Source organism: Caballeronia sp. Lep1P3 (assembly GCF_022879595.1).
In the GTDB taxonomy this organism is placed as follows: Bacteria; Pseudomonadota; Gammaproteobacteria; order Burkholderiales; family Burkholderiaceae; genus Caballeronia.
This window is the reverse complement of record NZ_CP084268.1, coordinates 1-23,715: the sequence shown is the minus strand read 5'-3', so window position 1 is coordinate 23,715 and position 23,715 is coordinate 1. Positions and strand designations below refer to the sequence as shown.

Genomic DNA, 23,715 nt, shown 5'->3' with positions numbered 1-23,715 from the left:
ACACATGACCGTCCTCTACAAAGCGGACCCCGCGCGCGGCGCGATCTGGGCCGAGCGCTTCGCCGAAGTCGCGCCGGACACGCCGTTGCGCATCTGGCCGGACATCGGCGATCCCGCGTCGATCCGCTATCTGGTCGCATGGGAGCCGGGCGATCTCGTCACCACGCTGCCCAATCTCGACGTGCTGTTTTCCGTGGGCGCAGGCGTCGATCAGCTCGATCTCGCGCGCATTCCCCCGCATTTGCCGGTGGTGCGGATGATCGAGCCGGGCATCGTCGACGGCATGGTCGAATACGTCACCGAAGCCGTGCTCGCGATCCATCGCGATCTCTTCGATTACGCGCAGCAGCAACAGGCGCGGGTCTGGCGCGCGATGCCGTTGCGGCCTGCGGCGTCACGCCGCATCGGGGTGCTCGGGCTCGGGATGCTGGGCACGGCGGTGCTCGAACGCCTGCGTCTCTTCGGCTTTGCGTGCGCGGGCTGGAACCGCTCGGCGCGCACGATCGACGGCGTCGACTGTTTCGCCGGCCGGGACGCGCTCGATGCCTTCCTCGCGCGCACCGACGTGCTCGTCTGCCTGTTGCCGCTCACCGACGCCACGCGCGGCCTGCTCGACGCGCAACTTTTCGCGAAGCTGCCGGCGGGCGCATCGCTCGTGCATGTCGGGCGCGGACCGCAACTCGTCGCGGCCGATCTGCTCGACGCGCTCCAGCGCGACCACCTGCATAGCGCCGTGCTCGACGTGACCGATCCCGAGCCGCTGCCCGCCGATCATCCGCTCTGGACGCAGCCGCGCGTGCGCATCACGCCGCATATCGCAAGCGCGACGCGACCCGAATCCGGTGCGGACGCCGTGCTGGACAACCTGCGGCGGCGGCGCGCGGGCGAACCGATGATCGGCGAAATCGACCGCGCGCGCGGCTACTGAACGACCTTCCGTCTCACGAGGCAAGCAGGAAACATGGACGCCTATCCCATCGAAGTCGAGTTTCCCGATATCCGGGCGCACGCGCCGGGCAACACGGGCATCGCCTACGTGCATACGTTCGAGTCCGGCGCGCCCGGCCCGCACGTGATGATCAACGCGCTCACGCACGGCAACGAGGTGTGCGGCGCGATCGTCGTCGATGAACTTCTGCGCGCGCCATTGCGCCCGACGCGCGGGACGCTGACGCTTTCGTTCGCCAACGTCGATGCCTACGCGCGTTTCGACGCCGCCGCGCCCGACAAGGCGCGCTTCGTCGATCAGGACTTCAACCGCGTGTGGACCGCCGCAAAGCTCGACGACACCGCCACGCGCTCGTCCGAACTCGACCGCGCCCGCGCGATGCGGCCGGTCATCGACACGGTGGACCTTCTGCTCGACCTGCATTCGATGCACGAAAAGAGCTTGCCGCTGATCGTCGCCGGGCCGCTCGCGAAAGGTGCGGAGCTGGCGGTGCAACTGGGCGCGCCGGCCACGGTGATCCGCGACGAAGGCCATCCGGAAGGCCGTCGCATGCGCGACTACGCCGGTTTCGGAGATGAAGCGAGCGGGAAGAACGCGCTGCTCGTGGAGTGCGGACAGCATTGGGAAGCCAACGCCGTCGTCGTCGCGCGCGACTGCACTGCGCGCTTTCTGCTGCTCGCGGGGATCGTGGACGAAAGCGATCTGCCCGCCGGATGGCTGCGTCCGCTGCCCGGTGAAATGCGCATCGTGAGCGTGACCGAGCCGGTCGTCGCGAAGAGCACGGATTTCCGCTTCGCGGGTCCGTACACGGGCCTCGAAGTGTTCGACAAGGCGGGCGCGGTGATCGGCTGGAACGAAGGCGAGCCGGTCACGACGCCCTACGACGACTGCATGCTCGTGATGCCGTCGCTGCGGCAGTTGCGGCCCGGCGTCACCGTCGTGCGGCTCGGCCGGATCGAGCGCCGCATCGACTCATCGGAACGCCAACCACGATAAAAGGAACAGACGACGTGAAAGTTCAGCAGATCAAACAGGCGGTGCGGCTCGGCGGACTCGAAGACTGGGGCACCGCCGGATTGCCGGGCACGCAGCCCGCGCGGGTGTCGGGACGGCAAGTGGTGATTCCCGGCAGCGAACCGGTCGACACCGGCGTGTTCGAATGTTCGCCCGGCACCTACCGGCGCTCGGTGAAGCAGGCGGAAGTGATGCACTTCATCGCGGGCGCGGGGACGTTCACCCCCGACGGCGAAGACACGATCCACTTCGAAAGCGGCGACACGCTGTTCTTCGAGGCCAACACCGAAGGACTGTGGCAAGTCGCGCAGACGATGCGCAAGGTCTACGTGATCTTCTGAATCGCGATGCCGCGGGCTGGAACCCGCGGCATCGGCTTACATCATGTCGGGGCTATTCAGCACGGTGCCGTCGCTGAACCGCTCCAGCCGATACGGACGAAGCTCGAACTGCGGCGCGTCGTCCATCACGAGCTGGCTCACCAGCATGCCCGCGCCCGGCCCCAGGCCGAAGCCATGTCCGCTGAAACCGGAGGCGATCACGAGACCCGGTTTCGTCTCGACCTTCGAGATGACCGGGACCAGATCGGGCGTCGTGTCGATCGCGCCGGCCCACGCATGGGCGATCCGCATGCCGGCCAGGTCGGGAAACACGCGAGCCACGTTCTGAACGGCGCGCGCGAGCCATTCGGTATCCGGCCGGGGATCGAGAATGCGGGTTTTCTCGAACGGCGTGACGTCGCCGTCGTTCCATGCGGCGCTCGCCTCCGGTCCGTGGAAGAAGCTCGAACCGACACGGATCTTCAGCTTTTTCTTCAGCTTGCTGCGGAACATCGTGCGGAATTTCACCGAATGGCGAAGGTTCTGCGGCGCGAGTTCGACGCGTCCATAGCCGGGAACCGCGATCGTGTAGCCGCCGTCCAGCCGGCGCCTCAGGGCGAAGTTGGGCGCCGAGAAGCAGCCGTCGATGACGCCGGGCGCTTCGGCGGTCCGCAAGGCCGTGCCCATCACGTTGATCGCGGGCAGATCGATGCCGTGGCGCTGGCAGAAGAGCGCGCTCCACGCGCCGCCCGCGAGCACCACCGTGTTCGCGGCGATGCGCCCGCGTTCCGTCCACACGCCGGACACCCGTCCGCCGCTCATGTCGAGACCGCGCGCGGCACAGTTCTGAATCACGCGGGCGCCGAGCTTCTGCGCGCCGCGCGCGATCGCGGGCGCGGCCTTCGACGGCTCCGCGCGGCCGTCCGTCACCGACCACAACCCGCCGGCCCAGCGCGCCTTCGCCGATGGAATCCGCGCCTCGAGCTCTCGCGCCGTCAGAATCTCGCTGTTGAAGCCGACTTCCCGCGCCCGAGCGAGCCACGCTTCCCATCGCGCGACATCGGCCTGCTGCTCCGTGCCATACAGAATCCCGCTGCGGCGAAAGCCGATGTCCTCGCCCAGTTCTTCGCTCAGTTCGTTCCAGCGCTTGAGGCTTTGCATCGCGAGCGGCAGTTCGTATAGATCGCGATTCTGCTGACGTACCCAGCCCCAGTTCCGTCCGGACTGCTCCCCGCCGATGATCCCCTTCTCGACGAGCGCCACGGATACGCCGCGTCGCGCGAGTTCGTAAGCCGTGCTGACCCCGACGATGCCGCCGCCTATGACCACGACATCGCATCGATCCGGGAATGCTTCGCTATTGATGACTTCGTCGATCCTGAGCATGTTTGGCCGATCATATGTTTCCCGGCTCTGGCGCGATCGGGTCGCGGCGTATCGCCGGGATGGGTTTCGAATGTAGAGAGGAATGTGGCACGCAGCCATCGCGTTGAATAGGACGTTCTTTCTGCGCTCGCCCGGCATGGCGCGAGCTTCGTTTCACGCCGCAAGGGACCCGCCCGATTCGCGCAGCACAAAATGCTGCGCGGCCCTTGCAAAACGCGACGATCGCGCTTTTTCGGGCTTTTTTTGACGATGCAACGGACGCGGCGCTGACGATAGTATGGGACGGTCACGAGCCGTCTCGAGGTTGCGCTTCATAGCCGATTCACAGCCCTGGATTCACAGCCCTGATTCACAGCCCGATTTCACAGCCCGATCCCACATCCCGTTCCAGGACAAGAGAGAGCCGCATCATGCCGAGCCACCCGCTGGTCGAGTCCGACCGTCAGCATCTGATTCATCCCGTCATCAACTATCGCGCTCACGAAGCGCGCGGCGTGACCGTGCTCGATTCCGCGCATGGCGTGTACCTGAAGGACATCGAAGGGAACGAACTGCTCGATGCCTTCTCCGGGCTGTGGTGCGTCAACACGGGCTATGGCCACGCGAGCATCGTCGAAGCCGCCGCGAAGCAGATGGCGAAGCTGCCCTACGCCACCGGCTATTTTCATTTCGGCTCCGCGCCCGCCATCGAACTCGCGGCGAAGCTCGTGGAACTCGCGCCGGCAACGCTCGATCACGTCTACTTCACGCTCGGCGGTTCCGATGCCGTCGATTCCGCGCTGCGCTTCATCACGCACTACTACAACGCGACCGGCCGCCCGTCGAAGAAGCACTTCATCGCGCTGCAACGCGGCTATCACGGATCGTCGTCGATCGGCGCGGGCATGACCGCGCTGCCCGCGTTCCATCGCAACTTCGATCTGCCGCTTTCGACGCAGCATCACATTGCGTCGCCTTACGCCTACCGCAGCGATCACGCCGATGACGCGGCCCTCATCGCCGCGTCGGTCGCCGCGCTCGAAGCGAAGGTCGCGGCGCTGGGCGCGGACAACGTCGCCGCGTTCTTCTGCGAGCCGATTCAAGGTTCCGGCGGCGTGATCGTGCCGCCCTTCGGGTGGCTGAAAGCGATGCGCGACGCGTGCCGCAAGCTCGACATCCTGTTCGTCGCCGACGAGGTCATCACCGGGTTCGGACGCACCGGCCCGCTCTTCGCGTGTCAGGCGGAGGGCGTCGAACCGGATCTGATGACGGTCGCGAAGGGCCTGACCGCCGGTTATGCGCCGATGGGCGCGGTGCTGATGTCCGATGCCGTGTATCAGGGCATCGCGGACGGCGACGCGGCCGCGCCCGTCGGACATGGCCACACGTACTCCGCGCATCCGGTGAGCGCGGCGATCGGCCTCGAAGTGATGCGGCTCTATCACGAAGGCGGCCTGCTCGCGAATGGCGAGGCGCGTGCGCCGCAGTTCGCGCAGGGCCTCGATGCGCTGCTCGAGCATCCGCTCGTCGGCGATTCGCGTCATCGCGGCCTGCTCGGGGCGCTCGAACTCGTCGCCGACAAGGACAGCAAGCGCGGCTTCGATGCGTCGCTCAAGCTGCCGGACCGCATCTCGGCGGCGGCGTATCGCAACGGCCTCGTGTTCCGCGCGTTCGGCGACAACATCCTGGGCTTCGCGCCCGCGCTCTGCTACACGCAAGCCGAATTCGAGCTGATGTTCGAGCGCCTGAAAAAGACGCTCGACGACGTGCTCGACGAACGCGAAGTGCGCGCGGCGCTCGGCGCCTCCAGCGCGAATTCCCGCGCGGCTGCGTGATAACATCGGGCGATCGCCGACATGCAATACCCGACCTTCCGCAATGAGCAACGACGTCAAGCTGGACCGGATCGATCTGCGTATCCTTTCGCAACTACAGAAGCGCGGACGCATCACGAACGTCGAGCTCGCGGAAGCGGTCGGCCTCTCGCCGAGCCCCTGTCTGATTCGCGTGAAGCGGCTGGAGAAAGCGGGCTTCATCGTCGGCTACGGGGCGCAGATTCAACTGGAAAAGCTCGGCGACCTGCAAGTGGTTTTCACCGAAGTCACGCTCGCGGATCATCGCCGCGAGGACTTCATCCGCTTCGTGGACGCGGTGAAGGAAGTCGACGAAATCGTCGAATGTCATCTGGCGAGCGGCGGATACGACTATCTGCTCAAGTTCGTCACGCGCAGCGTCAGCCATTACCAAAGCATCGTCGAGGGGCTGCTCGAGCGCAATATCGGTATCGAGAAGTACTTCAGCTACATCATCATCAAGACGGCGTTCGTCAAGACGAGCTATCCGCTCGAATCGCTGTTCTCCAAGAGCCAATACTGAGCGCGCGGCGCGGGTCGCCAGTGCGCGTGGGCCGCCGGACGGCCCGCGCCGGCGTGCGCGCTTTTTCTCAATCGCACAATCGCTAGACGGAGCAAGACATGTCCAGACCGTACCGCATCGCGGTGATTCCGGGCGACGGCATCGGCAAGGAAGTGATGCCCGAAGCCTTGCGTGCGCTCGACGCCGTGAGCAAGCGCTTCGGCATCGCGCTCGAATACGATCCTATCGAATGGGCCAGTTGCGACTACTACGCGCAACACGGCCAGATGATGCCCGACGACTGGAAAGAACAGGTGCAGAAGGCAGACGCCATTCTTTTCGGCGCGGCCGGCTGGCCCGCGACGGTGCCCGACCATATCTCGCTGTGGGGCTCGCTGCTCAAGTTCCGTCGCGAGTTCGATCAATACATCAATCTGCGTCCCGCGCGTCTTTTCGAGGGCGTGCCCTCGCCGCTCGCGAATCGCAAGGCGGGTGATATCGACTTCATGATCGTGCGCGAGAACACCGAAGGCGAGTATTCGTCGGTCGGCGGCGTATCGTTCGAAGGCACCGAGCGCGAGTTCGTCTCGCAAACGTCGATCTTCACGCGCAAGGGCGCCGAGCGCGTGCTCAGGTTCGCGTTCGATCTGGCGCAACGGCGCGAGAAAAAGCTGACGGTCGCGACCAAGAGCAACGGCATTTCGATCAGCATGCCGTGGTGGGACGCCCGCGCCGCGGAAATGGCAGAGCAGTATCCGGACGTGACGTGGGACAAGCAGCACATCGACATTCTCAGCGCGCGCTTCGTGCTGAGCCCGGATCGCTTCGATGTAGTCGTCGCGACCAATCTCTTCGGCGACATTCTTTCGGACCTCGGCCCGGCGTGTACGGGGACCATCGGCATTGCGCCTTCGGCCAATATGAATCCCGAGCGCAATTTCCCGTCGCTGTTCGAGCCGGTGCACGGTTCCGCGCCGGATATCGCGGGCAAGGGCATAGCCAATCCCGTGGCGATGATCTGGTCCGCCGCGATGATGCTCGACTTCCTCGGCGAACGGGAAGCACACGATGCCATTCTGGATGCGATCACCGCCGTCCTGAAGGACGGCCCGCATACCGGCGATCTCGGCGGCCGCGCGAACACCGCCGAAGTGGGCGCGGCCATCGCGCATCTGATTGCTTGACGAACGACACTCTCGGGAGACCGGCATGACGCAACCGACGCTTCAGCGCTATGAATTACGCGATCTCATCCGCGCCGACAATTTCATCGACGGCAAATGGACCGCCGCCGCAAGCGGCCAACGCTTTCAGGTCACCGATCCGGCGACGGGCGAGGTCATCGCGCAAGTGGCCGACAGCGGCGCGGCCGATTTCCGCGCCGCCACCGATGCCGCCGCCCGCGCCTTTCCGGGCTGGCGCGACACGCTCCCGAAAGATCGCGCGGCGGTGCTGCATCGCTGGCACGCGCTGATCGTCGAGAACGCGGACGCGCTTGGCCGTCTCATCTCGCTCGAACAGGGCAAGCCGTTCGCCGAAGGACGCGGCGAAGTCATGTACGGCGCGTCGTATGTCGCATGGTTCGCCGACGAAGCGACGCGCATCTACGGCGACATCATTCCGCAGCAGCAGCGCGGCAAGCGCATGAGCGCGATCAAGGAACCGGTGGGCATCGTGGCCGCGATCACGCCGTGGAACTTTCCACTCGCGATGATCGCGCGCAAGATCGCGCCCGCGCTCGCGGCCGGCTGCACGGTCGTGGGCAAGCCGGCGGAAGACACGCCGCTCACGGCGCTCGCGCTGGCGATGCTCGCGCACGAGGCCGGCGTGCCGCCGGGCGCGCTGAATCTCGTCAGCGCATCGCGCGAGCATGCGGTCGAAGCCGTGAAGGACTGGCTCGACGACAACCGCGTGCGCAAGATCACCTTCACGGGATCGACGCCGGTGGGCAAGTATCTCGCGCGCGAGTCGGCGGGCACGCTCAAGAAGCTCTCGCTCGAACTCGGCGGCAATGCGCCCTTCATCGTGTTCGACGACGCCGATCTCGAAGCCGCCGCCGCCGGTCTGATGGCCGCCAAGTTTCGCAACGGCGGGCAGACCTGCGTGTGCCCGAACCGCGTGTACGTGCAGTCGTCGGTCTACGAGAAGTTCGCGGATATCCTGACGACGCGCGTCGCCGCGTTGAAGGTCGCGCCCGCCACCGATCCGTCCGCCCAGATCGGTCCGATGATCAACGCGCGCGCTGTCGAGAAGATCGCGCGCCACGTCGATGACGCCGTCGCGCGCGGCGCCCGCGTGCTCACGGGCGGCAAACGCCTCGCCGAACTCGGGCAGAACTGGTACGCGCCTACCGTGCTCGCCGATGCGACGCCCGAGATGCAACTGAGTTGCGAGGAAACCTTCGGCCCCGTGGTGCCGCTCTTCCGATTCAACGACGAAGCCGAAGCGATCCGCGTCGCCAACGACACGCCGTTCGGTCTCGCGTCGTACTTCTATAGCCGGGATGTGCGGCGTATCGACCGGGTTTCGCGTCTGCTCGAAGCAGGTATCGTCGGCATCAATGAAGGCGCGCTCGCGAGCGAGGCCGCGCCTTTCGGCGGCGTGAAGGAATCGGGCTATGGACGCGAAGGCTCGAAGTATGGACTCGACGACTATCTGTCACTCAAGTACCTCTGCCAGGGCGGACTGGAGTAAGCGGACACCCTGCGTTCGATGCAGGCCGAACGGCCAGCGGTGTCCCGCAACGCTCTTCGTGGGAACGCTATTCGCGGCGTTGCATCGCGAGCGTTGGCATCCCCGGCTGGTGAGCGCAGTGCTGGGCGCACTGGTTGGTCTTGCGCCGATCGAAGCGGTGCGCCTTGTTTTGTAGCGGTTTCGCTTGGCAAAGATGCCCTGGCACCTGAGCGTGCCAGGGCGTCATGGCCGTTCCGCACGGAGCGCCGCTGGCCCTTCCTTCTACGCGCTCCAGATGATGTCGGCGTCTCTGCGCCTGGCTTCCCGCAACATATCGAGGAAAGGAAGCGCGCGGGACTCGAGCCCCATTCTGGCAGGCTCAGCGGTACGCGAGAGCGGATGATAGATCGCACCGTGCTCGTAAGTGATCCGTGCGTCTTCTTTGAGAACCGTCTCGATGCGATCGATCGCCTTGTCGACCTCGCTATGCACGATGACGCCTCTGGACCCGATACGCTTACCGATGATGCCCAGAAGATAGCCCGCGAGGTCGCGCAACATAACGACATCGGGCGTGGCGTTCGAATGGAATTTGACTAGCATTTCTGTACTCCTTGACGCGCGCTTAAGCTCCTGCAAACGACGCGGCCTATTCTTATCGCGTTTTCGGCTCTTGCGGTTCCATCGCCACGAGGACGCTGCAGGAGACGCGATCCAGCAACCGGCCATCGTCCTGACCGGACCACCAACGGGAGAGAAAACCGCTCGGGTGATGCCCGACGACAATGAGATCGATGTCGAGCGCTTTTGCAAACGAAGGAATCTGCATCATCGGGTTGCCGATCGCCAGATGGCCCTGCGCGACGACGCCGAGATTCGCGAGCCGGTCCACGCCTTCGCGCAGCACCTCCTTCGCGGTCTCATGCTCGAGCTCAAAGGAGACTGCGGCAACGACATCGAGGCCTCGCGTCCACTCGGTGTCGTCGAGCACGGCGAGAAGATGCGTCTCTGCATGCAGCTGACGGGCAAGATGAGCGCCGAGACGAAGGGCGCAGCGGCCCTGAGCAGTGGCGTTGTAACACAACAGGATCCGACGATAGCTGGTCATGGATACCTCCGTCTCACCAGCTTGAATGTATCACATTGTGATGTAATTTGTCGGGAGCGCATTGGCAGGCGTAGCGCATACAGTGCGGGCCATGCCTGAACAAGATTGGCTGAACAATGGAATCGGAAATGGTTGCGCGGCCCTCCTAGCGTGCAACTCAGTGCCATGAATCCGGGTCGCCAGAATAAAGCGACCTTTGCTGCGCTTTGCAATCAGTGTCGATATAAGCGGACCGACCGGACCAACAATCCGCAGTGGCGTTAGACGCGCTGACAGCTAGATGAGCGCCCTCGCCTGGCGTCATCGCGTCCGGCCGGTAGTCGGTGTCTAGTGCTCGGACTCACCGCCGTGCGGCGGACCGCCATGCTGGGGCGGCGGACCTTGCCGCTGTGGCAGTGCGCCGCCACGCTGCGGTGGCGGCTCTTCCCGCTGCGGCGGTGGTCTACCTTGCATCGGCGCACCGCCGGCTTGCGGCGGTGGTCCACCATGCATCGGCACGGCGCCGGGCTGCGGAGACGGCCCGGCGTGCATCGGCGCACCGCCGGCTTGCGGCGGAGGACCTCCATAAATCGGCACGGCGCCGGGGTGCGGATGGGGTTCACCGCGCTCCTGCGGCGGCCTGCCCTGCATCGGCGCCGGGCCTGCGCCTCGGGAAGGCGGTATTTCACCGCGCGGCGGCCGGCCGCCCTCCGGCGGCGGAGCACCGCGCGGGGGCGGCGGATGTTGCGCCCAGCGTGGCTCATCCCGATACCATGAGCGATTTCGGTAGTAGCTTCCCCAGTAATTGCCGATTGCGAAGGTGACGATGGGCACGCCGATCACGGTGCCGTAGGTCAAGACCGGGACGCTGCTGCCCTGATAGGCGTACGCGAGGCTCCCGCCATAGGCCCAGCCGCGCAAATCGGATGCAGCCACGTCGCACCAGGTGTATCCGTCGACACAACCCATCACCGTTACCGTCACGCCGGCGGGCAGTTGCGCGACGGTAGGGTAATCGTCACCGGGGCCCGCGTAGACCACCAGTGGCGCGCTCGTATAGGCGACCGACTGCGCCAACGCCGTCGCAGGCACGACCCACACCGCAATCGCGCCCAATACCGCCGCATGAAAGAACCGTTCGGCCATCGCATCCCCGCTTGAAGATCTCGAAAGCATTTCGCCGGGAACCTCGTCTTTCGAAGAGGCTACAGCGCTGCTTCGAACCCTCCGCAATTTGAGTGCCGTGCCGATGCGACCTCCCTTGCGGGCAGCCAGTCGCTCGCAGTCACCCCTGCTTCTGCTCCGTCATGAACATACTCGCCGGCGCGCTCGCGTTCTTCTGATGGCGCGTCACGCCGTCGACGCCGGCATCCACCGCCCATTCGGCGTACACGGTCGGACTTGGCTCGAAAAAGCGCCGCGTTCCCGATACCGGTCGGACATTTGGAAGCGGAGACGCGCCTCGTAGAAGCGTTGGTGGTTCGCGAGACAGTTCGCGAAGAACATGACGTGAACGACTTCGACCGGCTCCGCATGGTCGTACACGTGGTGACGCGACGCGTCTGCCCTCACACGTTGGAGGGCGAGCCCTTCGCATCGATGGCGCGCTTGCGCGTCATTTCCACGCGCACCGCCGTCCCGTTTGGATTAGTGGGGCAACCGCCATCCATACCGAGTACCGTAAGCGCCCTCTAACGCGCTCCGGTGCTGCGCGATTCTCAGCAAACACAGGCACGTCATTTGAGGCGTCACAGGATGACTTCGAATCTGCGCTGTCCGAACCACAGGCGCTGCGTGCTAACCGTGTCCGACGGGACAGGCGTCCTGCGAATGCCCGTGGCGCTTGCCGGTTGCGACATGGCGCCGATGGCCGGTCGCGGGGCTTCGCTATCAACGGCGCGGCGTCGCTGCAGCTCGCAGAAGGATCAGGCTGGCGCCCCGAATAGCGTCGCTGGCTGCGCATTGACTAGCGACCGCGTGACGGTTCTGGACGGTGGCATCGGAACGGCGAGCAAGCGCCTCGTAACCGCGCTCGCCATCGAATTAGCGTTGACGTCGTCGAAAAATCAGCCTATAACCATCCCATTGGATGGTAAGAGGAGGATAGAGGCAGATGGCTAAAGAAGTGCCAGATCGCTCACGAGGTAGCGAAACCGAAAAAATCACCATTAATCTTGGTCCGATCGACTTGGGCCAGATTGATCTGCTAGTCGAAGAGGGCTTTTACTCGAATCGGACGGACCTCATCCGCACGGCCATACGCAATCAGCTGTCGATTCATGCTCCGGCCGTCAAAGACACAGTGACGCGCCGTGAACTTGTCTTGGGCCTTCAGCATTTTTCGAAACAAGACCTCGAGGCGGCGTGCGCGGCCAATCAGCGTCTAAGGATTCAAGTGCTAGGGCTGGCGAGCATCGCCACGGACGTCTCACCCGAACTGGCGCAGGCAGCGATCGACTCGATTGTCGTCCGGGGCGCGCTCCATGCATCACCGGCGGTCAAGGCCGCATTGGCGGATCGAATTCGCTAATGCGCCTGACTCCTTTCCCGCTAACGGAAGAAACATGAAACTCAACGAAGGATTTCTGGATTCGATGAAAGAGGCATTCGCACTCTTTCGCAGGAACGATCCCGCTGCGGCCGCAGAGATCGTCAAGCGCGCCATGCGTGGCGAACCGGCGGACGTGACAACTGCGCACGCACACTCGCATGACGACACGACGGACACAACGACAACGCGCCTCGCCGACCTCCTGCAACCCCGGCGTCACATCCCTACGCCGCGAGCCGAAGTGGACGTGCAGGATTGCGGGCACTTCAGCGTGCGGCGCTACGTCGACGCCGCTGGTCAGCGTGATTACAAGGTCTACGTTCCCGGTCATTACCGCGGTGAAACCCTGCCTCTGATCGTCATGCTGCATGGCTGCACCCAGAACGCCGACGATTTCGCAGCCGGTACGCGAATGAACGCGCTTGCCGAAACGCAAGGCTTCATCGTCGCTTATCCGACCCAGCCGCAGAGCGCGAATAGCTCGAAATGCTGGAACTGGTTCAGACCTGCCGATCAGCAGCGCGACCGGGGCGAGCCGTCGTTGATCGCGGGCATCACGAGAGAGGTCATGGCGGATTACAACGTCGATCCCAAACGCGTCTTCGTTGCTGGCCTTTCGGCCGGCGGTGCGATGGCGGCAATCATGGCGCAAACCTATCCCGATCTGTACGCAGCAGCAGGTGTACATTCCGGCCTGCCGGTCGGATGCGCGCACGACCTGCCGTCCGCGCTGGCGGCCATGCGCGGCGGCAAGGTCAGGTCCAAAGCGCAGAAATCCATGCGAGCGGATGCTCACTGCGCGCAGGCGTCGCCATGCCCGCTCATCGTCTTTCACGGCGATGCCGATGCAACCGTGCATCCCGCCAATGCCAACGAATTGATACGCGAGTTTGACGCGCGTGAAGCGAAGCCCGTTCGCGCGCCAAGCAGCGATAGCCGGGTGAGGAAGCATACGGTCCGATACATGACGTCGGCAGCCGGAGTCGATGCCGAACTATGGGTAATTCACGGCGCGCCTCATGCATGGGCCGGAGGTTCATCGAGCGGGACCTATACCGATCCATCCGGCCCCGACGCCAGTGCCGAGATGGTGCGATTTTTTCTCGAGCATCCGCGTCGTAGCAGTTGACACGGCGAGCGCCATTGATGGATGCCTCGACGTCCCTCCGATCACCTCCGACGGCGACGCGATGATCGCCCGAGAGACGACGCGTCGCTTCAAGCAGTTGCAGTTTTGTCGCGCGATGGTTGTGCGCTGATGTCTGTGACTGCTTTCCATGCGCGCAACCGACATCGACGTCGCCTCTTTCGTACCAGCTCGCCATGTGCGAGACGATGATCGTCTCCCGATGAATCGACGTGAGCATCTGCTTGAATCCGCCACCCGCGCAGAGAACCAGCAGGATCGCGGAAAGCGGCGCGATGCCCTTGTTGATCATCTTCTGCATATCGTCGAGGCGGTGACGCCCTTCAATGCCTGGCGCGAAGAACGCGAAGATCACCGTTGCGAGCAGCGACAGGATCGGATCCTTGAGCGACTGGAAGAACACATACGTCGCCGTGCTCTTCGCGCTGTGGTCCATGCCGATCGTGCCCGCGAGCCGCGAGCTTGCTTGCTCCTGCGAATCGTCGGCATGCTGCTTCATCGTGACGGACGGTTGGTCGGTCGATGCCGCCGTTCGATGCAGGTTGCGGGCCTGCGTTGCGGTATGTCCGCCTGCATAAAACCTATTCCTGCGCGCCCCTGAATCCCCCGAAAGTCCGCTCCTATACTGGCGCTTCATACTTTCAACGAGGAGACGCATCGATGTTGATGGACGCCAAGGACTCGATTTACAGCCCGACACAGGACGAGCTGATCTTTCCGCAAGAACCGACGTTCTCGAGTTCCGCCGAGGAGCGCCGCTATCGCAAGGAGCATCTGGCAGCCGCGTGCCGCATCTTCGCTCGTCATGGCTTCAGCTTCGGCTTCGGCGGCCATCTGACGGTGCGCGATCCCGAGCATCCCGAGCTGTTCTGGACGAATCCGATGTGCGTGCCGTGGTCGCGCACGAAGACATCGCAACTGGTGCTAGTCGATCATTCCGGCACGGTCATCGAAGGCAAATATGCGGTGAATCGCGCGGGCTATGTGCTGCATTCGGCGATTCACGCCGAGAATCCCGACATCATCGGCTCATGCCACGCGCATACCGTGAACGGCGATGCCTGGGCAGCGATGGGCAAGCCGCTCGATTACGTGACGCAGGACGCATGCATGTTCTACGGAAGCCATGCGGTCGTGCGCGACGGCGCGGGCAAGGTGCCGGTGGCGAACGACTCGGGCAATCCGATCGCACGCGCCTTCAACGATAACAAGGCCATCATTCACCAGAATCACGGGCTGCTGACCGCGAGCCGTCACAGCATCGACGATGCCGTGTGGACATTCATCGCGCTGGATCATTGCTGCAAGATGCAACTGCTGATGGACGCCACCGAGTCGCGCCCGGTCGAGATCGATCCGGAGTTCGCGGAGTATTCCCATCGGCATCTGGGCAACTCGTTCATCAGCTGGCTGCATTTTCAGACCATGCTCTACGAAATCAACGAACAGGAGCCCGATTACCTGGACTGAGGCACCGGAGTTCCGAAGTACGGCGGCGGCATGCGCGGACCGGAACGAACCCGCGCATGCCGCACGAAAGCGCTCGAGAATATCTATATGGAGACATGCATGGACGCGCTATATGGCGAAGAAGCCGTCAGACAGACGGACATGAGCCGCACTTACTACCGAGCCTACTGGCGACTTTTGCCGCTCTTGCTAGTCTGTTATCTGGTCGCCTATCTCGATCGTGTCAACGTCGGCTTTGCGAAACTGCAGATGCTGGACGCACTGCGTTTCGATGACGCGATCTACGGTCTCGGCTCGGGTATTTTTTTCGCGGGGTATTTCTTCTTCGAGGTGCCGAGCAACCTCGTCATGCGCAAGGTTGGCGCGCGTAAATGGATCGCGCGCATCATGCTGACGTGGGGCGTGATCTCGGCGACGATGATCTTCGTAAAGACGCCGATGCAGTTCTACGTTGCGCGCTTCCTGCTCGGCGCGGCCGAAGCCGGCTTCGCGCCCGCGATCATGTATCTGCTCACGCTATGGTTTCCGGCCCGCTATCGCGGCCGGGCGATGTCCATCTACGTGATGGGCGCACCGCTCGCCTTCGTCGTCGGCGGCCCGATCTCCGGCTATATCCTGCATGCGTTCTCCGGCAACGGTCACCTGGCCGCCTGGCAATGGCTCTTTCTGATCGAAGCGATTCCGGCCGTCGTGCTCGCGTTCGTCGTGCTTGCGTTTCTCGACGACGATCCCGCGTACTCGCGATGGATCAACGAAGACGAGCGCCACAACGTATTGGCCGAGATCCGCGCGGAGAACGCAGGCAAGATCGATCATCCGAGCGTGCGCGCGTTTCTCGCCAACCGGAAGCTGTGGGAGTTTTGCGCGATCTTCTTCTGTCTCATCATGGGCCTCTACGCGCTCGGCTTCTGGATGCCCTCGCTCATCAAGCGAAGCGGCGTGATGGACCCGCTTTCTATCGGGCTGTATTCGGCGGTGCCAAACATCGTGGCAGCGATCGCGCTTTACGTGTCGAATCGCAGCGCCGACCGGACCGGGGGACGCCGCGCGCACTTCGCGCTGTTCATGCTGATCGGCGCGGTGGGACTTGCCACGAGCATGTGGCTTTCGGCAGGGCCGATCGTGACGACGGTATGTCTGTCCATTGCGGCGGCGGGCATCTATTCGTGCGTCGCGCTCTTCTGGGCGCTGCCGACGAGTCTTTTCGTCGGCGCATCGGTAGCGGCGGCACTGGCATTCATCAATTCCGTCGGGAATATCGCCGGTTTCGTTTCACCCTATCTGGTCGGCATGCTCAATGTGCTGGTCGGCCACGCGCAAGTCGGGATGTACGTGATCTCCGGCTTCCTTGTGCTCGGCGCGGGCATGACCATGCTCCTGCCGAAGACGCTCGACGACAAGTAAAGAAACTGCTCAGGCGGCCCACGGCGGCCGCGTGAGCTTTCCCGCAACATAATCGATGAAGGCCCGAATGCGTGGATGCAGCGACGAATCGCGCGGATAGAGCGCATAGATCGCGGTTTCGTCTTTCGGCTGGAAATCGGTCAAAAGCGGCACCAGCATGTTGCTGCGGATCGACGGCAGCACCATGTGCTCCGCCATGCGCGTGATGCCGACGCCAGCAAGACACATGTACACGGAACTCACACCGCTGCTCGTCTGGAAGTTGCCGCTGATGAGCATGGACGTGAGCTCGTCGTCGATCACGAACGGCCAATGGTTCAAATGATCCATCGGCGGCTCCCACATCAGGCAATTGTGGTTGACGAGATCCGCCGGCGCCGAGGGGACGCCATGCCGTGCGATATACGAAGGCGACGCGGTCACGACGCGTTGCAGATGACACAGTTTGCGGCTGACGAGATTCGAGTCCTGCAGGCTGCCCATCCGGATCGCGACATCGAATCCTTCGCCAATGACGTCCGCGAGCGTGTCCGATAGGGACAGGCGCACGCGAAGCCCTGGATAGCGCTCCAGAAAGCCCGGAATGAGCGGCACGATCTGATCCATGCCGAAGGACGTGGCCACCGTCACCCGGATGCTGCCGGTCATGTGCTGACCCGCGCGCGAGAGCTGCGCTTCGGCCGCGTCGATCTCGTCGAGAATCCGCTTGCAGAGCGCGAGGTACTCATGGCCTTCCTGTGTCACCTGAAGACGGCGCGTCGAGCGCCTGAGCAGCGCAACGCCGAGGCGCTTTTCGAGCGTCGAGACCGCGCGGCTGACATACGGCTGCTGAAGGTTGAGCATGAGCGCCGCAGCGGTGAAGCCGCCCGTTTCCGCGACGGCCTTGAAAATCCTCATTTCGACGAGGCGTTCATCCTTCATGTGCGGCAATGCGGCGCAAGCGATATTGGACCCAGCATCATAGCCAGCGCGTGCGCGCTGCTAAATCGGGGGTTGCACGGGTTTCGATCGGGCAAAGCGCTCGCGGCCGCCGCAGGATTTCGCGCGACGCGGATGCGCCGGATTCCAGCGCCGCTTGCCCAACCCGATCAGCGCGTTCGTCACGACATGACGCGCACGCCTTACTTCCCGTACATATCGAAATCGAAGTACTTCGCCTCGATCTTGCGATACGTTCCATCGCGCAGGATGTCCGCGATCGCGCCGTTGAGCGCATCGCGAAGTTCGGGGTCCGATTTGCGCACGCCGGCCGCGTCGCCGTCGCCCATGATCTTCGCGTCGTACACGACATCGCCCGCGAACGCGAAGCCCTTGCCCGCCGGCGTCGACAGAAATCCGAGCTTGCCTTGCACGGCATCCATCAACACGGGATCGACGCGGCCCGCGGTGAGATCCGCATACGCCTGGTCGTAGCTCGGATACGCGACCACGTCCACGCCCGACGCCGCCCACTTTTCACGTGCATACGTCTCCTGCACCGTGCCCTGCTCGACCGCCACGCGCTTGCCCGCAAGTTTCGATGCATCCGGCAGCAGATGCGCGCTGTCCTTCGCGATCAGGCGCGTCTGATTACGATACAGCCGCTCCGTGAAGTCGATCTGCTGGCGACGCTTTTCGCTTGCGGCCATCGACGACAGGATCACGTCGAACTTGCGCGCCTGCAGGCCGGGAATGAGGCCGTCGAAACTGCTTTGCACCCACACGCACTTCGCGTTGAGCTTCGCGCACAGCGCATTGCCGAGATCGACGTCGAAGCCTTGCACCGCGCCGTCCTTCGTGACAGATTCGAACGGCGGATACGTGGGATCGACGCCTACGCGGATCGTGTTCCACTCCTTGGCCGCCGCCATCGTGCTGACCGCCATCAGGGCGAGTGCGGCACCGGTCAACATCATCTTCGCGCGTGGGACTTTCATGCTGGGCTCCGTGTGTGGTTGAGGTCGTTCGTTCGTTCGTGGACGTGCGGCGTCAGCTCGGGAATTCACCGCGCGTGAAGTCGTCGTCGAGCGTGATGGAATCGGCGATTTCGTCCACCGTGACAGGCTTGATCGGCGCGCGGATGCGGTAATAGCCGACATCGCCGACAGGCCGTTCCTGCACCTGCGCGATCAACTCGCTCACCGTGGTGCCGCACCATCGGCCCTGACACGGGCCCATGCCGCAGCGCGAAAACGCCTTAATCTGATTCGGTCCCTGACAGCCGAGCGCCGCGATCCGGCGAATCTCGCCCGCGCTGATCTCTTCGCACCGGCAGACGACGACCTCGTCATCAGGACGGCGCAGCGCGGCGGGCGGCGTGTAGAGCGCATCGAGCAGCGGACGCACGGCGAGGTGGCGCTTCATCGCGCGCAACGCGGGGCGGCTGCGGGCATCGCGCGATGGGGCGTCCAGCATGCCCAGTTCACGCGCGATATCGAGCGCCGCGAGCGTGCCCGCGTGCGCCGCGGCCTTCGCGCCGCCGATGCCCGCGCCATCGCCCGCAATCCAGACGCGCTCGACACTGCCGCGCCCGCGCGCATCCGTGCGAGGACGCCAGCATGCCGACGACTTGTCCCATTCGTGCGCGCAGCCGAGCGAGCGCGGCAGTTGCGTCGATGGAATGACGCCCTGATGAAGCAGCACGAGCGGCGTCTCGATCACACGCTGTGCGCCGCTCGCATCGACGAAACGCACGCGTTCGGCACGGCCATCGCCCTCGATCGAGAACGCGCTCGCGCCGCCATGCACGGCAATGCCGGCGCCCTTCACCGTGCGTATCATGCGCAGGCCTTTCAGCAGATAGTCCGCGCCGGCTAACGCGGGCAACGCGTGCGGCATCGCGGCGTGCCACGCGTCGCGGGGCGTCGTGTCGACGATTGCGGCCACGCGGCGCCCCGCTTGCAGCAACTGCGATGCGAACAGCCACAACAACGGCCCGCTGCCCGCGAGCACCGCATCCTGAGACGGCGCGAGCCCCGAGGACTTGAGCAGCGTCTGCGCCGCACCGACGCCCAGCACGCCCGGCAGCGTCCATCCGCGCACGGGCCACGGACGTTCCTGCGCGCCGGTCGCGACGAGCACGGCACGCGCCGTCACCTGCAACGTACCCCCGTGGCCGTCCTGTGGACGGCGCGTCAGCATCGCGACGATATCGCCGCTTTCGAACGCGATCTGCCAGACCACGGATTGCGCGAGATGCTTCGCGCCGCTCGCGCTGAAACGCTCGATGAGCGCGCGCCCCGCGAGATAGTCGTCACCGAGGACGCGCGCATCGGTGAGCGGCGATTGCGCAGCCGCGCGATAGATCTGGCCGCCGGGCGCTTCGCCTTCGTCGGCCACGACGACATCGAGACCCGCGGCGCGCGCCTCGATGGCCGCCGACATGCCCGCCGGGCCCGCGCCGACGATCAGAAGATCGCACTTCGCTTGCGTCGGGCTGTGCGTCATTCGAGCCTCGCCTTGCCGGCCATCGCGCGAACGCGCATGCCGTCGCGCACGCGCGTCATGCACGCTTGCACGTTCGGCACGCCATCGACTTCGACGAGGCAGTCGAAGCACACGCCCATCATGCAGAACGGGCCGCGCGGCGCGTTGCTAACGGGCGTCGTGCGGCACGCGGCTGCGCCGCTTTCGAGCAGCGCGGCGGCGATCGAGTAATGCGTCGGCACCTGCCGCTCACGACCGTCGATGTCGATGCGGATCGTGCGCGCCGGCAAGGTGCGAAGTGGTTCAAAGAGCGTGGGCATCGGTCGGATTCGAAAAGCGTGTCGCGACGAAAGGATGAAGAATGGCGGGCTTGTCGCCGCCCGCGATCCACGGCGCGATGACGTCCGCGTGAGCCGCGGCGAGGGTCACGCCGCTATGGCAGATTGCGATGAACGCCCCCGGATGCGCCGACGATTCCTCGTAGACCGGCAGGCCGTCGGGCGTCATGATGCGCAGCGCGCCCCACGACCGCACGATGCGCGCATGAGCCAGCAGCGGGAAAGCGGTGCGGGCGCGGCGCGCAATATCGCTCATCACGGCGCGCGTCTGGCCGTCGTCGAAGCCGACCTGTTCCGCCGAATCGCCGAGGAGCACCGAGCCCTCGGGCGTCTGACGCACGACGAGCGTCGGGTAGTCGAGAAACGGCGCGAGCCGCTCGGTCACCATGATCTGACCGCGCAACGGCGTGATGGGCGCGTGCATGCCGACCATCGGCGCAAGGCGCGCGTTGTCGAGACCCGCGGCGAGCACGACGCGTTCTGCTTCGAGCGTGCCGCTCGCGGTGTCGATCTCGAAGCGGCCCGCACGCGGTCGAATCTCCTTGACTTCGTTGTTCGGCAGATACGCGCCGCCGTGAAGCTGGAAGGCCTGCTGCATGGCGCGCAGCGTGTAAAGCGGGCTCGCGTGGCCGTCATGCGGCGAATACAGCGCCCCGGCCAGCGCGTCCGATGCGCTCGGCACGCGCGCCTTGAGCGCCTTCATGTCGAGCACTTCATAGGTGAGCGACGCGTCCTGCGCGCGGATCGATTCGAGCAGTCGACGCCCGGCATCCAGCTGTTCCGCGGTCTCGCACAGTTCGACGCCGCCGGGCCTCTCGAAGCCGGCATCGACACCGGTATCGCGCCGCAACTGCGCCGCGAATGCGCCCCAGCGCTCCGACGACTCGCGCGACCATAGCGCGTAAGGCAGGCAGCGTCCGCCTTTGCCCTGTACCCACACGAGCCCGAAGTTGCCGCGTGCAGCGCGATGCGCCGAGTCGGCGCCGTCGCACATGGCCACGCGCTTGCCTGCGCGCGCGATCCCGTAGGCGATGGCGGTGCCGACGAGTCCGCCGCCTGCCACCACGACGTCGAAGTGGCCCGCCGTGTTATGGGCCTGAGTAGCCTGCATCGAAAGCGTTTCCCGCGTCTCTGAAGATCGATAAGCGACTTTGCGCAAGGCAAAATTCGGCGTCAAATGCCAAATCGTGCGTCCCCTATAATCCAATGTTATGGACACGAACGGACTCAAGATTCGCCAGATCGAAGCCTTTCGCGCGGTGATGTTGCGCCACACGGTGACGGGCGCCGCCGAATCGCTTCATATTTCACAACCCGCCGTGAGCAGACTTATCGCCGACCTGGAGGCGCGCGTCGACTTCGTGCTGTTCGACCGCCAGCAGGGCAGGCTTCTGCCGACCGCCGAAGCGCGTGTACTTTTCGAGGAAGTCGAGCGCGCGTTCGTCGGGATGGATCGCATTGCACTCGCGGCGCAGCAGATTCGCGCGATGCGGCGCGGCTCGCTGCGCGTCGCGGGTTCGCCTGCCGTCGCGCTGGACTTGTTGCCGAGCGTGATCGCACGCTTCGTCGAGCATCACAAGGGCATCGACGTGAGTCTGCTGGCACATAGCGCGACGACGGTCGTCGAGAAGGTCGCATCCGGCCAGTGCGATGTCGGGCTGATCGCCGAGCCGATTCCTCATCCAGCGGTGAAGAGCGAACGGCTCGCGAATGCAGCGATGCGGTGTATCGTGCCGCGCAAGCATCGTCTCGCGCGCCGCGCGTCCTTGCGTCCCGCCGATTTGCGCGGCGAACGCTTCGTCTCGTATCCGCAGAGCTTCGACGCACGCAGCGCGATCGACCGCGTGTTCGTCGAGGCGGGCGTCTCGCGCGATCTCGTGATCGAGGCGCAGTTATCGCAGGCAATCGTATCGCTCGTGGCAAACGGAGCGGGTGTCGCACTGATCGATCCTGTCACCGCGGCCTATGCACGCGAGCGCGTAGCCGTGAAGCGCTTCGCACCCGCGGTGCAGGACCACTTCTACATCGTAACTAACGCGGCGCAGCCGATGCCCGTGGTCGCCGAGACTTTCTGCGCGGATGTCAGAGAAGCGTTTGTGAAGCTCGTCGGCGCCGAACCCCGGGGCTGATACGTGGCTGTCGCTGACACGCCTAGGGTTATCTGAATGCGATCGATCATAGCGCCGCCGTAAGCCGAACCAAGGCGAAGTTATTTCTGTGAGTCGCCACATTGAAACCCTCAAAGATCGCTCGCCCGTGATGCTGACGGAGAAGCGGCTTTTTCGAATTGACGCTCAAGAAACATGACGCCGCTGCCATTCTCAAGCATCGACTCACCGCTTATAAAGGAAGCCAACGCTAAGGTATCGACGAATCGAAAGGACACCGCAGCAAATTCGCTTGCCCGATTGAATTACATGCGATGGTTTCATCGACACGCGGCACGGCGTTTGCAACGGCTATGACCAAGCAGGCGGCGACCGTCTGCTTCCATCTTCCATTCCGATCAAGGAGGGACGAGTCATGAGCAAGGCAACTAGGGCATTGATCGCAGCCATTGCCGCAGTCACGCTATCGGGCGGCGCTTATGCACAGGCCGGCGGTTCGAACGGCGGCGGTTCCACCGGCAGCACGGCCAGCCCGGCCAATCAGGTGAACGGTGCGACCGGCGGCTACGGCACGCCGGGCACGACCAATTCGGAGAGCGGCATGGGCGCAAGATCGCCGAACACCGGCCTGCCCAGTAGCACGAATAGCACTTCCAGCTCGGCAACGAGCGCTCCGAAGAGCAACAACACGCTCGCAACGCCTAGCGTGGTTTCGCCCGCAGCCGGTCAATAACGCGGCTTGCGTTCGATCGCCCGATCGCAAGCATCATTGCGACCGGGCGATGTTCGCTAGCGGCTAGAGCGCGTAATTTCTTCAGGTGTCTGCAAGCGTGATCACCGCTTAATCAGAAATCGAATAGCGGATTCTTCGCGGAGAGAATGCCGCGCGTTCCTCACCCCGCGATGCGCTTGAACGTGACGTAGTAATCGTCGGTGTAATAGCAGTCGCCTGTCTGCCTGCGCGGTCCACCGCAGACGATGCGCCGCTGGCCGCGATCCGTCGAGCCGGGCGTTCTGACCGTATATGCGCGGTAATAACCGCGCGGATGCTGCGGAAGCAACACGGCGCTGTTGCGAAATAGGACGCCGTCCTCGCCGAAAGGGAATGGACCGCCCGCTTTGATCAGACGCAGCGTTTCCGCCGCTTCCCCCGGTAATTGCGCCGTGGCGACAGTTCCTAACGCCCCCGATGCCGCAAGCGCGCCGCTTGCAGCCGATCCCGCCTGCCCCGGCGCCTGACTCGCCGATGCACTGGCGTCCTGCGTTGGGTTTCGCGATCCATCCTTGCCGCATCCGGCGAGGACCGCGCTTAAGACGACGAAGCAGGAGAAAGCCCAGGCGCGCTTCACGGAACGTTGTCTCCGGGTTGACCAGCATCCGACGATGAAGAACGTTTTAAGGGTATCGCTAACGGCAAGGCGAATCAACGCAAAGCACCGTCAGGCAATTTTTTCTGACCGGCGAATTGTCTAGAAGAAATTACGGAAACGGTTATTTACATCAAGATCATAAGAAGATAACCTTGCTTC

Annotated in this window: 23 protein-coding genes and 2 pseudogenes; 13 read left to right on the top strand and 12 right to left on the bottom strand. The window is 64.2% G+C overall.

Annotation, left to right across the window (positions count from 1 at the left end):
• Nucleotides 1-4: 4 nt before the first annotated feature.
• Genes LDZ27_RS24450 through LDZ27_RS24440 form a run of 3 tightly spaced genes read left to right on the top strand, consistent with a single transcriptional unit; the run spans nucleotide 5 to nucleotide 2,304 of the window.
• On the top strand, nucleotides 5-928 hold the full coding sequence (locus tag LDZ27_RS24450) for a glyoxylate/hydroxypyruvate reductase A (protein ID WP_244818272.1): 924 nt from the start codon (nucleotides 5-7) through the stop codon (nucleotides 926-928).
• Between the two features lie 33 nt (nucleotides 929-961).
• A complete protein-coding gene (locus LDZ27_RS24445) occupies nucleotides 962-1,945 on the top strand; it encodes a M14 family metallopeptidase (RefSeq protein ID WP_244818271.1) in 984 nt (327 codons plus the stop codon).
• A 14-nt stretch (nucleotides 1,946-1,959) separates the two neighbouring features.
• Nucleotides 1,960-2,304 carry a cupin domain-containing protein gene (locus LDZ27_RS24440; RefSeq protein WP_244818270.1) on the top strand — a complete coding sequence of 115 codons (345 nt, stop codon included), beginning with the start codon at nucleotides 1,960-1,962 and terminating at the stop codon, nucleotides 2,302-2,304.
• Nucleotides 2,305-2,340: 36 nt separating this feature from the next.
• Here LDZ27_RS24440 and LDZ27_RS24435 read toward each other — a convergent pair whose 3' ends face one another.
• The gene (locus LDZ27_RS24435) at nucleotides 2,341-3,669 is read right to left on the bottom strand and encodes an FAD-binding oxidoreductase (RefSeq protein WP_244818269.1); all 1,329 of its coding nucleotides are present in this window, start codon (nucleotides 3,667-3,669) and stop codon (nucleotides 2,341-2,343) included.
• Nucleotides 3,670-4,079: 410 nt separating this feature from the next.
• Here LDZ27_RS24435 and LDZ27_RS24430 point away from each other — a divergent pair, with 410 nt between their 5' ends.
• The 4 genes from LDZ27_RS24430 (at nucleotide 4,080) to LDZ27_RS24415 (ending at nucleotide 8,697) form a co-directional block, all read left to right on the top strand.
• Nucleotides 4,080-5,483, top strand: a complete 1,404-nt coding sequence (locus tag LDZ27_RS24430; protein WP_244818268.1) for an aspartate aminotransferase family protein — start codon at nucleotides 4,080-4,082, stop codon at nucleotides 5,481-5,483.
• 43 nt (nucleotides 5,484-5,526) lie between these two features.
• The gene (locus LDZ27_RS24425; RefSeq protein ID WP_244818267.1) at nucleotides 5,527-6,024 is read left to right on the top strand and encodes an Lrp/AsnC family transcriptional regulator; all 498 of its coding nucleotides are present in this window, start codon (nucleotides 5,527-5,529) and stop codon (nucleotides 6,022-6,024) included.
• Nucleotides 6,025-6,122: 98 nt separating this feature from the next.
• Nucleotides 6,123-7,187 carry a tartrate dehydrogenase gene (locus LDZ27_RS24420; protein WP_244818266.1) on the top strand — a complete coding sequence of 355 codons (1,065 nt, stop codon included), beginning with the start codon at nucleotides 6,123-6,125 and terminating at the stop codon, nucleotides 7,185-7,187.
• Nucleotides 7,188-7,212: 25 nt separating this feature from the next.
• The gene (locus LDZ27_RS24415; RefSeq protein WP_244818265.1) at nucleotides 7,213-8,697 is read left to right on the top strand and encodes an NAD-dependent succinate-semialdehyde dehydrogenase; all 1,485 of its coding nucleotides are present in this window, start codon (nucleotides 7,213-7,215) and stop codon (nucleotides 8,695-8,697) included.
• Between the two features lie 261 nt (nucleotides 8,698-8,958).
• Here the strand turns inward: LDZ27_RS24415 and LDZ27_RS24410 are convergent, their stop codons facing one another.
• The 4 genes and pseudogenes from LDZ27_RS24410 to LDZ27_RS24395 form a co-directional block, all read right to left on the bottom strand.
• The gene (locus LDZ27_RS24410) at nucleotides 8,959-9,279 is read right to left on the bottom strand and encodes a DUF1840 domain-containing protein (RefSeq protein ID WP_244818264.1); all 321 of its coding nucleotides are present in this window, start codon (nucleotides 9,277-9,279) and stop codon (nucleotides 8,959-8,961) included.
• A gap of 52 nt (nucleotides 9,280-9,331) precedes the next feature.
• Nucleotides 9,332-9,784, bottom strand: coding sequence for a universal stress protein (locus LDZ27_RS24405; RefSeq protein ID WP_244818263.1), 453 nt, complete (start codon nucleotides 9,782-9,784; stop codon nucleotides 9,332-9,334).
• 327 nt (nucleotides 9,785-10,111) lie between these two features.
• The gene (locus tag LDZ27_RS24400) at nucleotides 10,112-10,909 is read right to left on the bottom strand and encodes an SH3 domain-containing protein (protein ID WP_244818262.1); all 798 of its coding nucleotides are present in this window, start codon (nucleotides 10,907-10,909) and stop codon (nucleotides 10,112-10,114) included.
• 139 nt (nucleotides 10,910-11,048) lie between these two features.
• A pseudogene (locus LDZ27_RS24395) lies at nucleotides 11,049-11,424 on the bottom strand (hypothetical protein); the annotation flags it as partial.
• A 452-nt stretch (nucleotides 11,425-11,876) separates the two neighbouring features.
• Between LDZ27_RS24395 and LDZ27_RS24390 the strand changes: the two are divergent.
• The gene (locus LDZ27_RS24390; protein ID WP_244818261.1) at nucleotides 11,877-12,293 is read left to right on the top strand and encodes a CopG family transcriptional regulator; all 417 of its coding nucleotides are present in this window, start codon (nucleotides 11,877-11,879) and stop codon (nucleotides 12,291-12,293) included.
• Between the two features lie 34 nt (nucleotides 12,294-12,327).
• The gene (locus tag LDZ27_RS24385; protein WP_244818260.1) at nucleotides 12,328-13,443 is read left to right on the top strand and encodes a PHB depolymerase family esterase; all 1,116 of its coding nucleotides are present in this window, start codon (nucleotides 12,328-12,330) and stop codon (nucleotides 13,441-13,443) included.
• Between the two features lie 286 nt (nucleotides 13,444-13,729).
• On the opposite strand, the pseudogene LDZ27_RS24380 reads toward LDZ27_RS24385, so the two are convergent.
• A pseudogene (locus LDZ27_RS24380) lies at nucleotides 13,730-13,897 on the bottom strand (permease DsdX); the annotation flags it as partial.
• A 224-nt stretch (nucleotides 13,898-14,121) separates the two neighbouring features.
• Here LDZ27_RS24380 and LDZ27_RS24375 point away from each other — a divergent pair.
• The gene (locus LDZ27_RS24375; RefSeq protein WP_244818259.1) at nucleotides 14,122-14,931 is read left to right on the top strand and encodes a class II aldolase/adducin family protein; all 810 of its coding nucleotides are present in this window, start codon (nucleotides 14,122-14,124) and stop codon (nucleotides 14,929-14,931) included.
• Between the two features lie 99 nt (nucleotides 14,932-15,030).
• Entirely contained in the window at nucleotides 15,031-16,335 is a 1,305-nt protein-coding gene (locus tag LDZ27_RS24370; protein ID WP_244818258.1) for an MFS transporter, read from the top strand.
• A 9-nt stretch (nucleotides 16,336-16,344) separates the two neighbouring features.
• Here the strand turns inward: LDZ27_RS24370 and LDZ27_RS24365 are convergent, their stop codons facing one another.
• The 5 genes from LDZ27_RS24365 to LDZ27_RS24345 all read right to left on the bottom strand — a co-directional run bounded on the left by LDZ27_RS24365 (nucleotide 16,345) and on the right by LDZ27_RS24345 (nucleotide 21,189).
• Nucleotides 16,345-17,256, bottom strand: a complete 912-nt coding sequence (locus LDZ27_RS24365; protein WP_244818257.1) for a LysR family transcriptional regulator — start codon at nucleotides 17,254-17,256, stop codon at nucleotides 16,345-16,347.
• 200 nt (nucleotides 17,257-17,456) lie between these two features.
• Nucleotides 17,457-18,251: an ABC transporter substrate-binding protein gene (locus LDZ27_RS24360; RefSeq protein WP_244818256.1), complete on the bottom strand. Its 795-nt coding sequence runs from the start codon at nucleotides 18,249-18,251 to the stop codon at nucleotides 17,457-17,459.
• Between the two features lie 52 nt (nucleotides 18,252-18,303).
• Nucleotides 18,304-19,761, bottom strand: coding sequence for an NAD(P)/FAD-dependent oxidoreductase (locus tag LDZ27_RS24355; protein ID WP_244818255.1), 1,458 nt, complete (start codon nucleotides 19,759-19,761; stop codon nucleotides 18,304-18,306).
• Nucleotides 19,758-20,060, bottom strand: a complete 303-nt coding sequence (locus LDZ27_RS24350) for a (2Fe-2S)-binding protein (RefSeq protein ID WP_244818254.1) — start codon at nucleotides 20,058-20,060, stop codon at nucleotides 19,758-19,760. The genes LDZ27_RS24355 and LDZ27_RS24350 overlap by 4 nt, the downstream gene beginning before the upstream one ends.
• Complete coding sequence (locus tag LDZ27_RS24345) at nucleotides 20,044-21,189, bottom strand: FAD-binding oxidoreductase (RefSeq protein ID WP_244818253.1); 1,146 nt, start codon at nucleotides 21,187-21,189, stop codon at nucleotides 20,044-20,046. Before LDZ27_RS24345 ends, LDZ27_RS24350 begins: the two co-directional genes overlap by 17 nt.
• A 100-nt stretch (nucleotides 21,190-21,289) precedes the next feature.
• On the opposite strand from LDZ27_RS24345, the gene LDZ27_RS24340 reads away from it, so the two are divergent.
• Together LDZ27_RS24340 and LDZ27_RS24335 are read left to right on the top strand one after the other, a co-directional pair.
• Nucleotides 21,290-22,207: a LysR substrate-binding domain-containing protein gene (locus LDZ27_RS24340; RefSeq protein WP_244818252.1), complete on the top strand. Its 918-nt coding sequence runs from the start codon at nucleotides 21,290-21,292 to the stop codon at nucleotides 22,205-22,207.
• 394 nt (nucleotides 22,208-22,601) lie between these two features.
• Complete coding sequence (locus tag LDZ27_RS24335; protein ID WP_244818251.1) at nucleotides 22,602-22,919, top strand: hypothetical protein; 318 nt, start codon at nucleotides 22,602-22,604, stop codon at nucleotides 22,917-22,919.
• Between the two features lie 160 nt (nucleotides 22,920-23,079).
• On the opposite strand, the gene LDZ27_RS24330 is transcribed toward LDZ27_RS24335, so the two are convergent.
• Nucleotides 23,080-23,535 carry a ribonuclease gene (locus LDZ27_RS24330; RefSeq protein WP_244818250.1) on the bottom strand — a complete coding sequence of 152 codons (456 nt, stop codon included), beginning with the start codon at nucleotides 23,533-23,535 and terminating at the stop codon, nucleotides 23,080-23,082.
• Nucleotides 23,536-23,715: the final 180 nt, after the last annotated feature.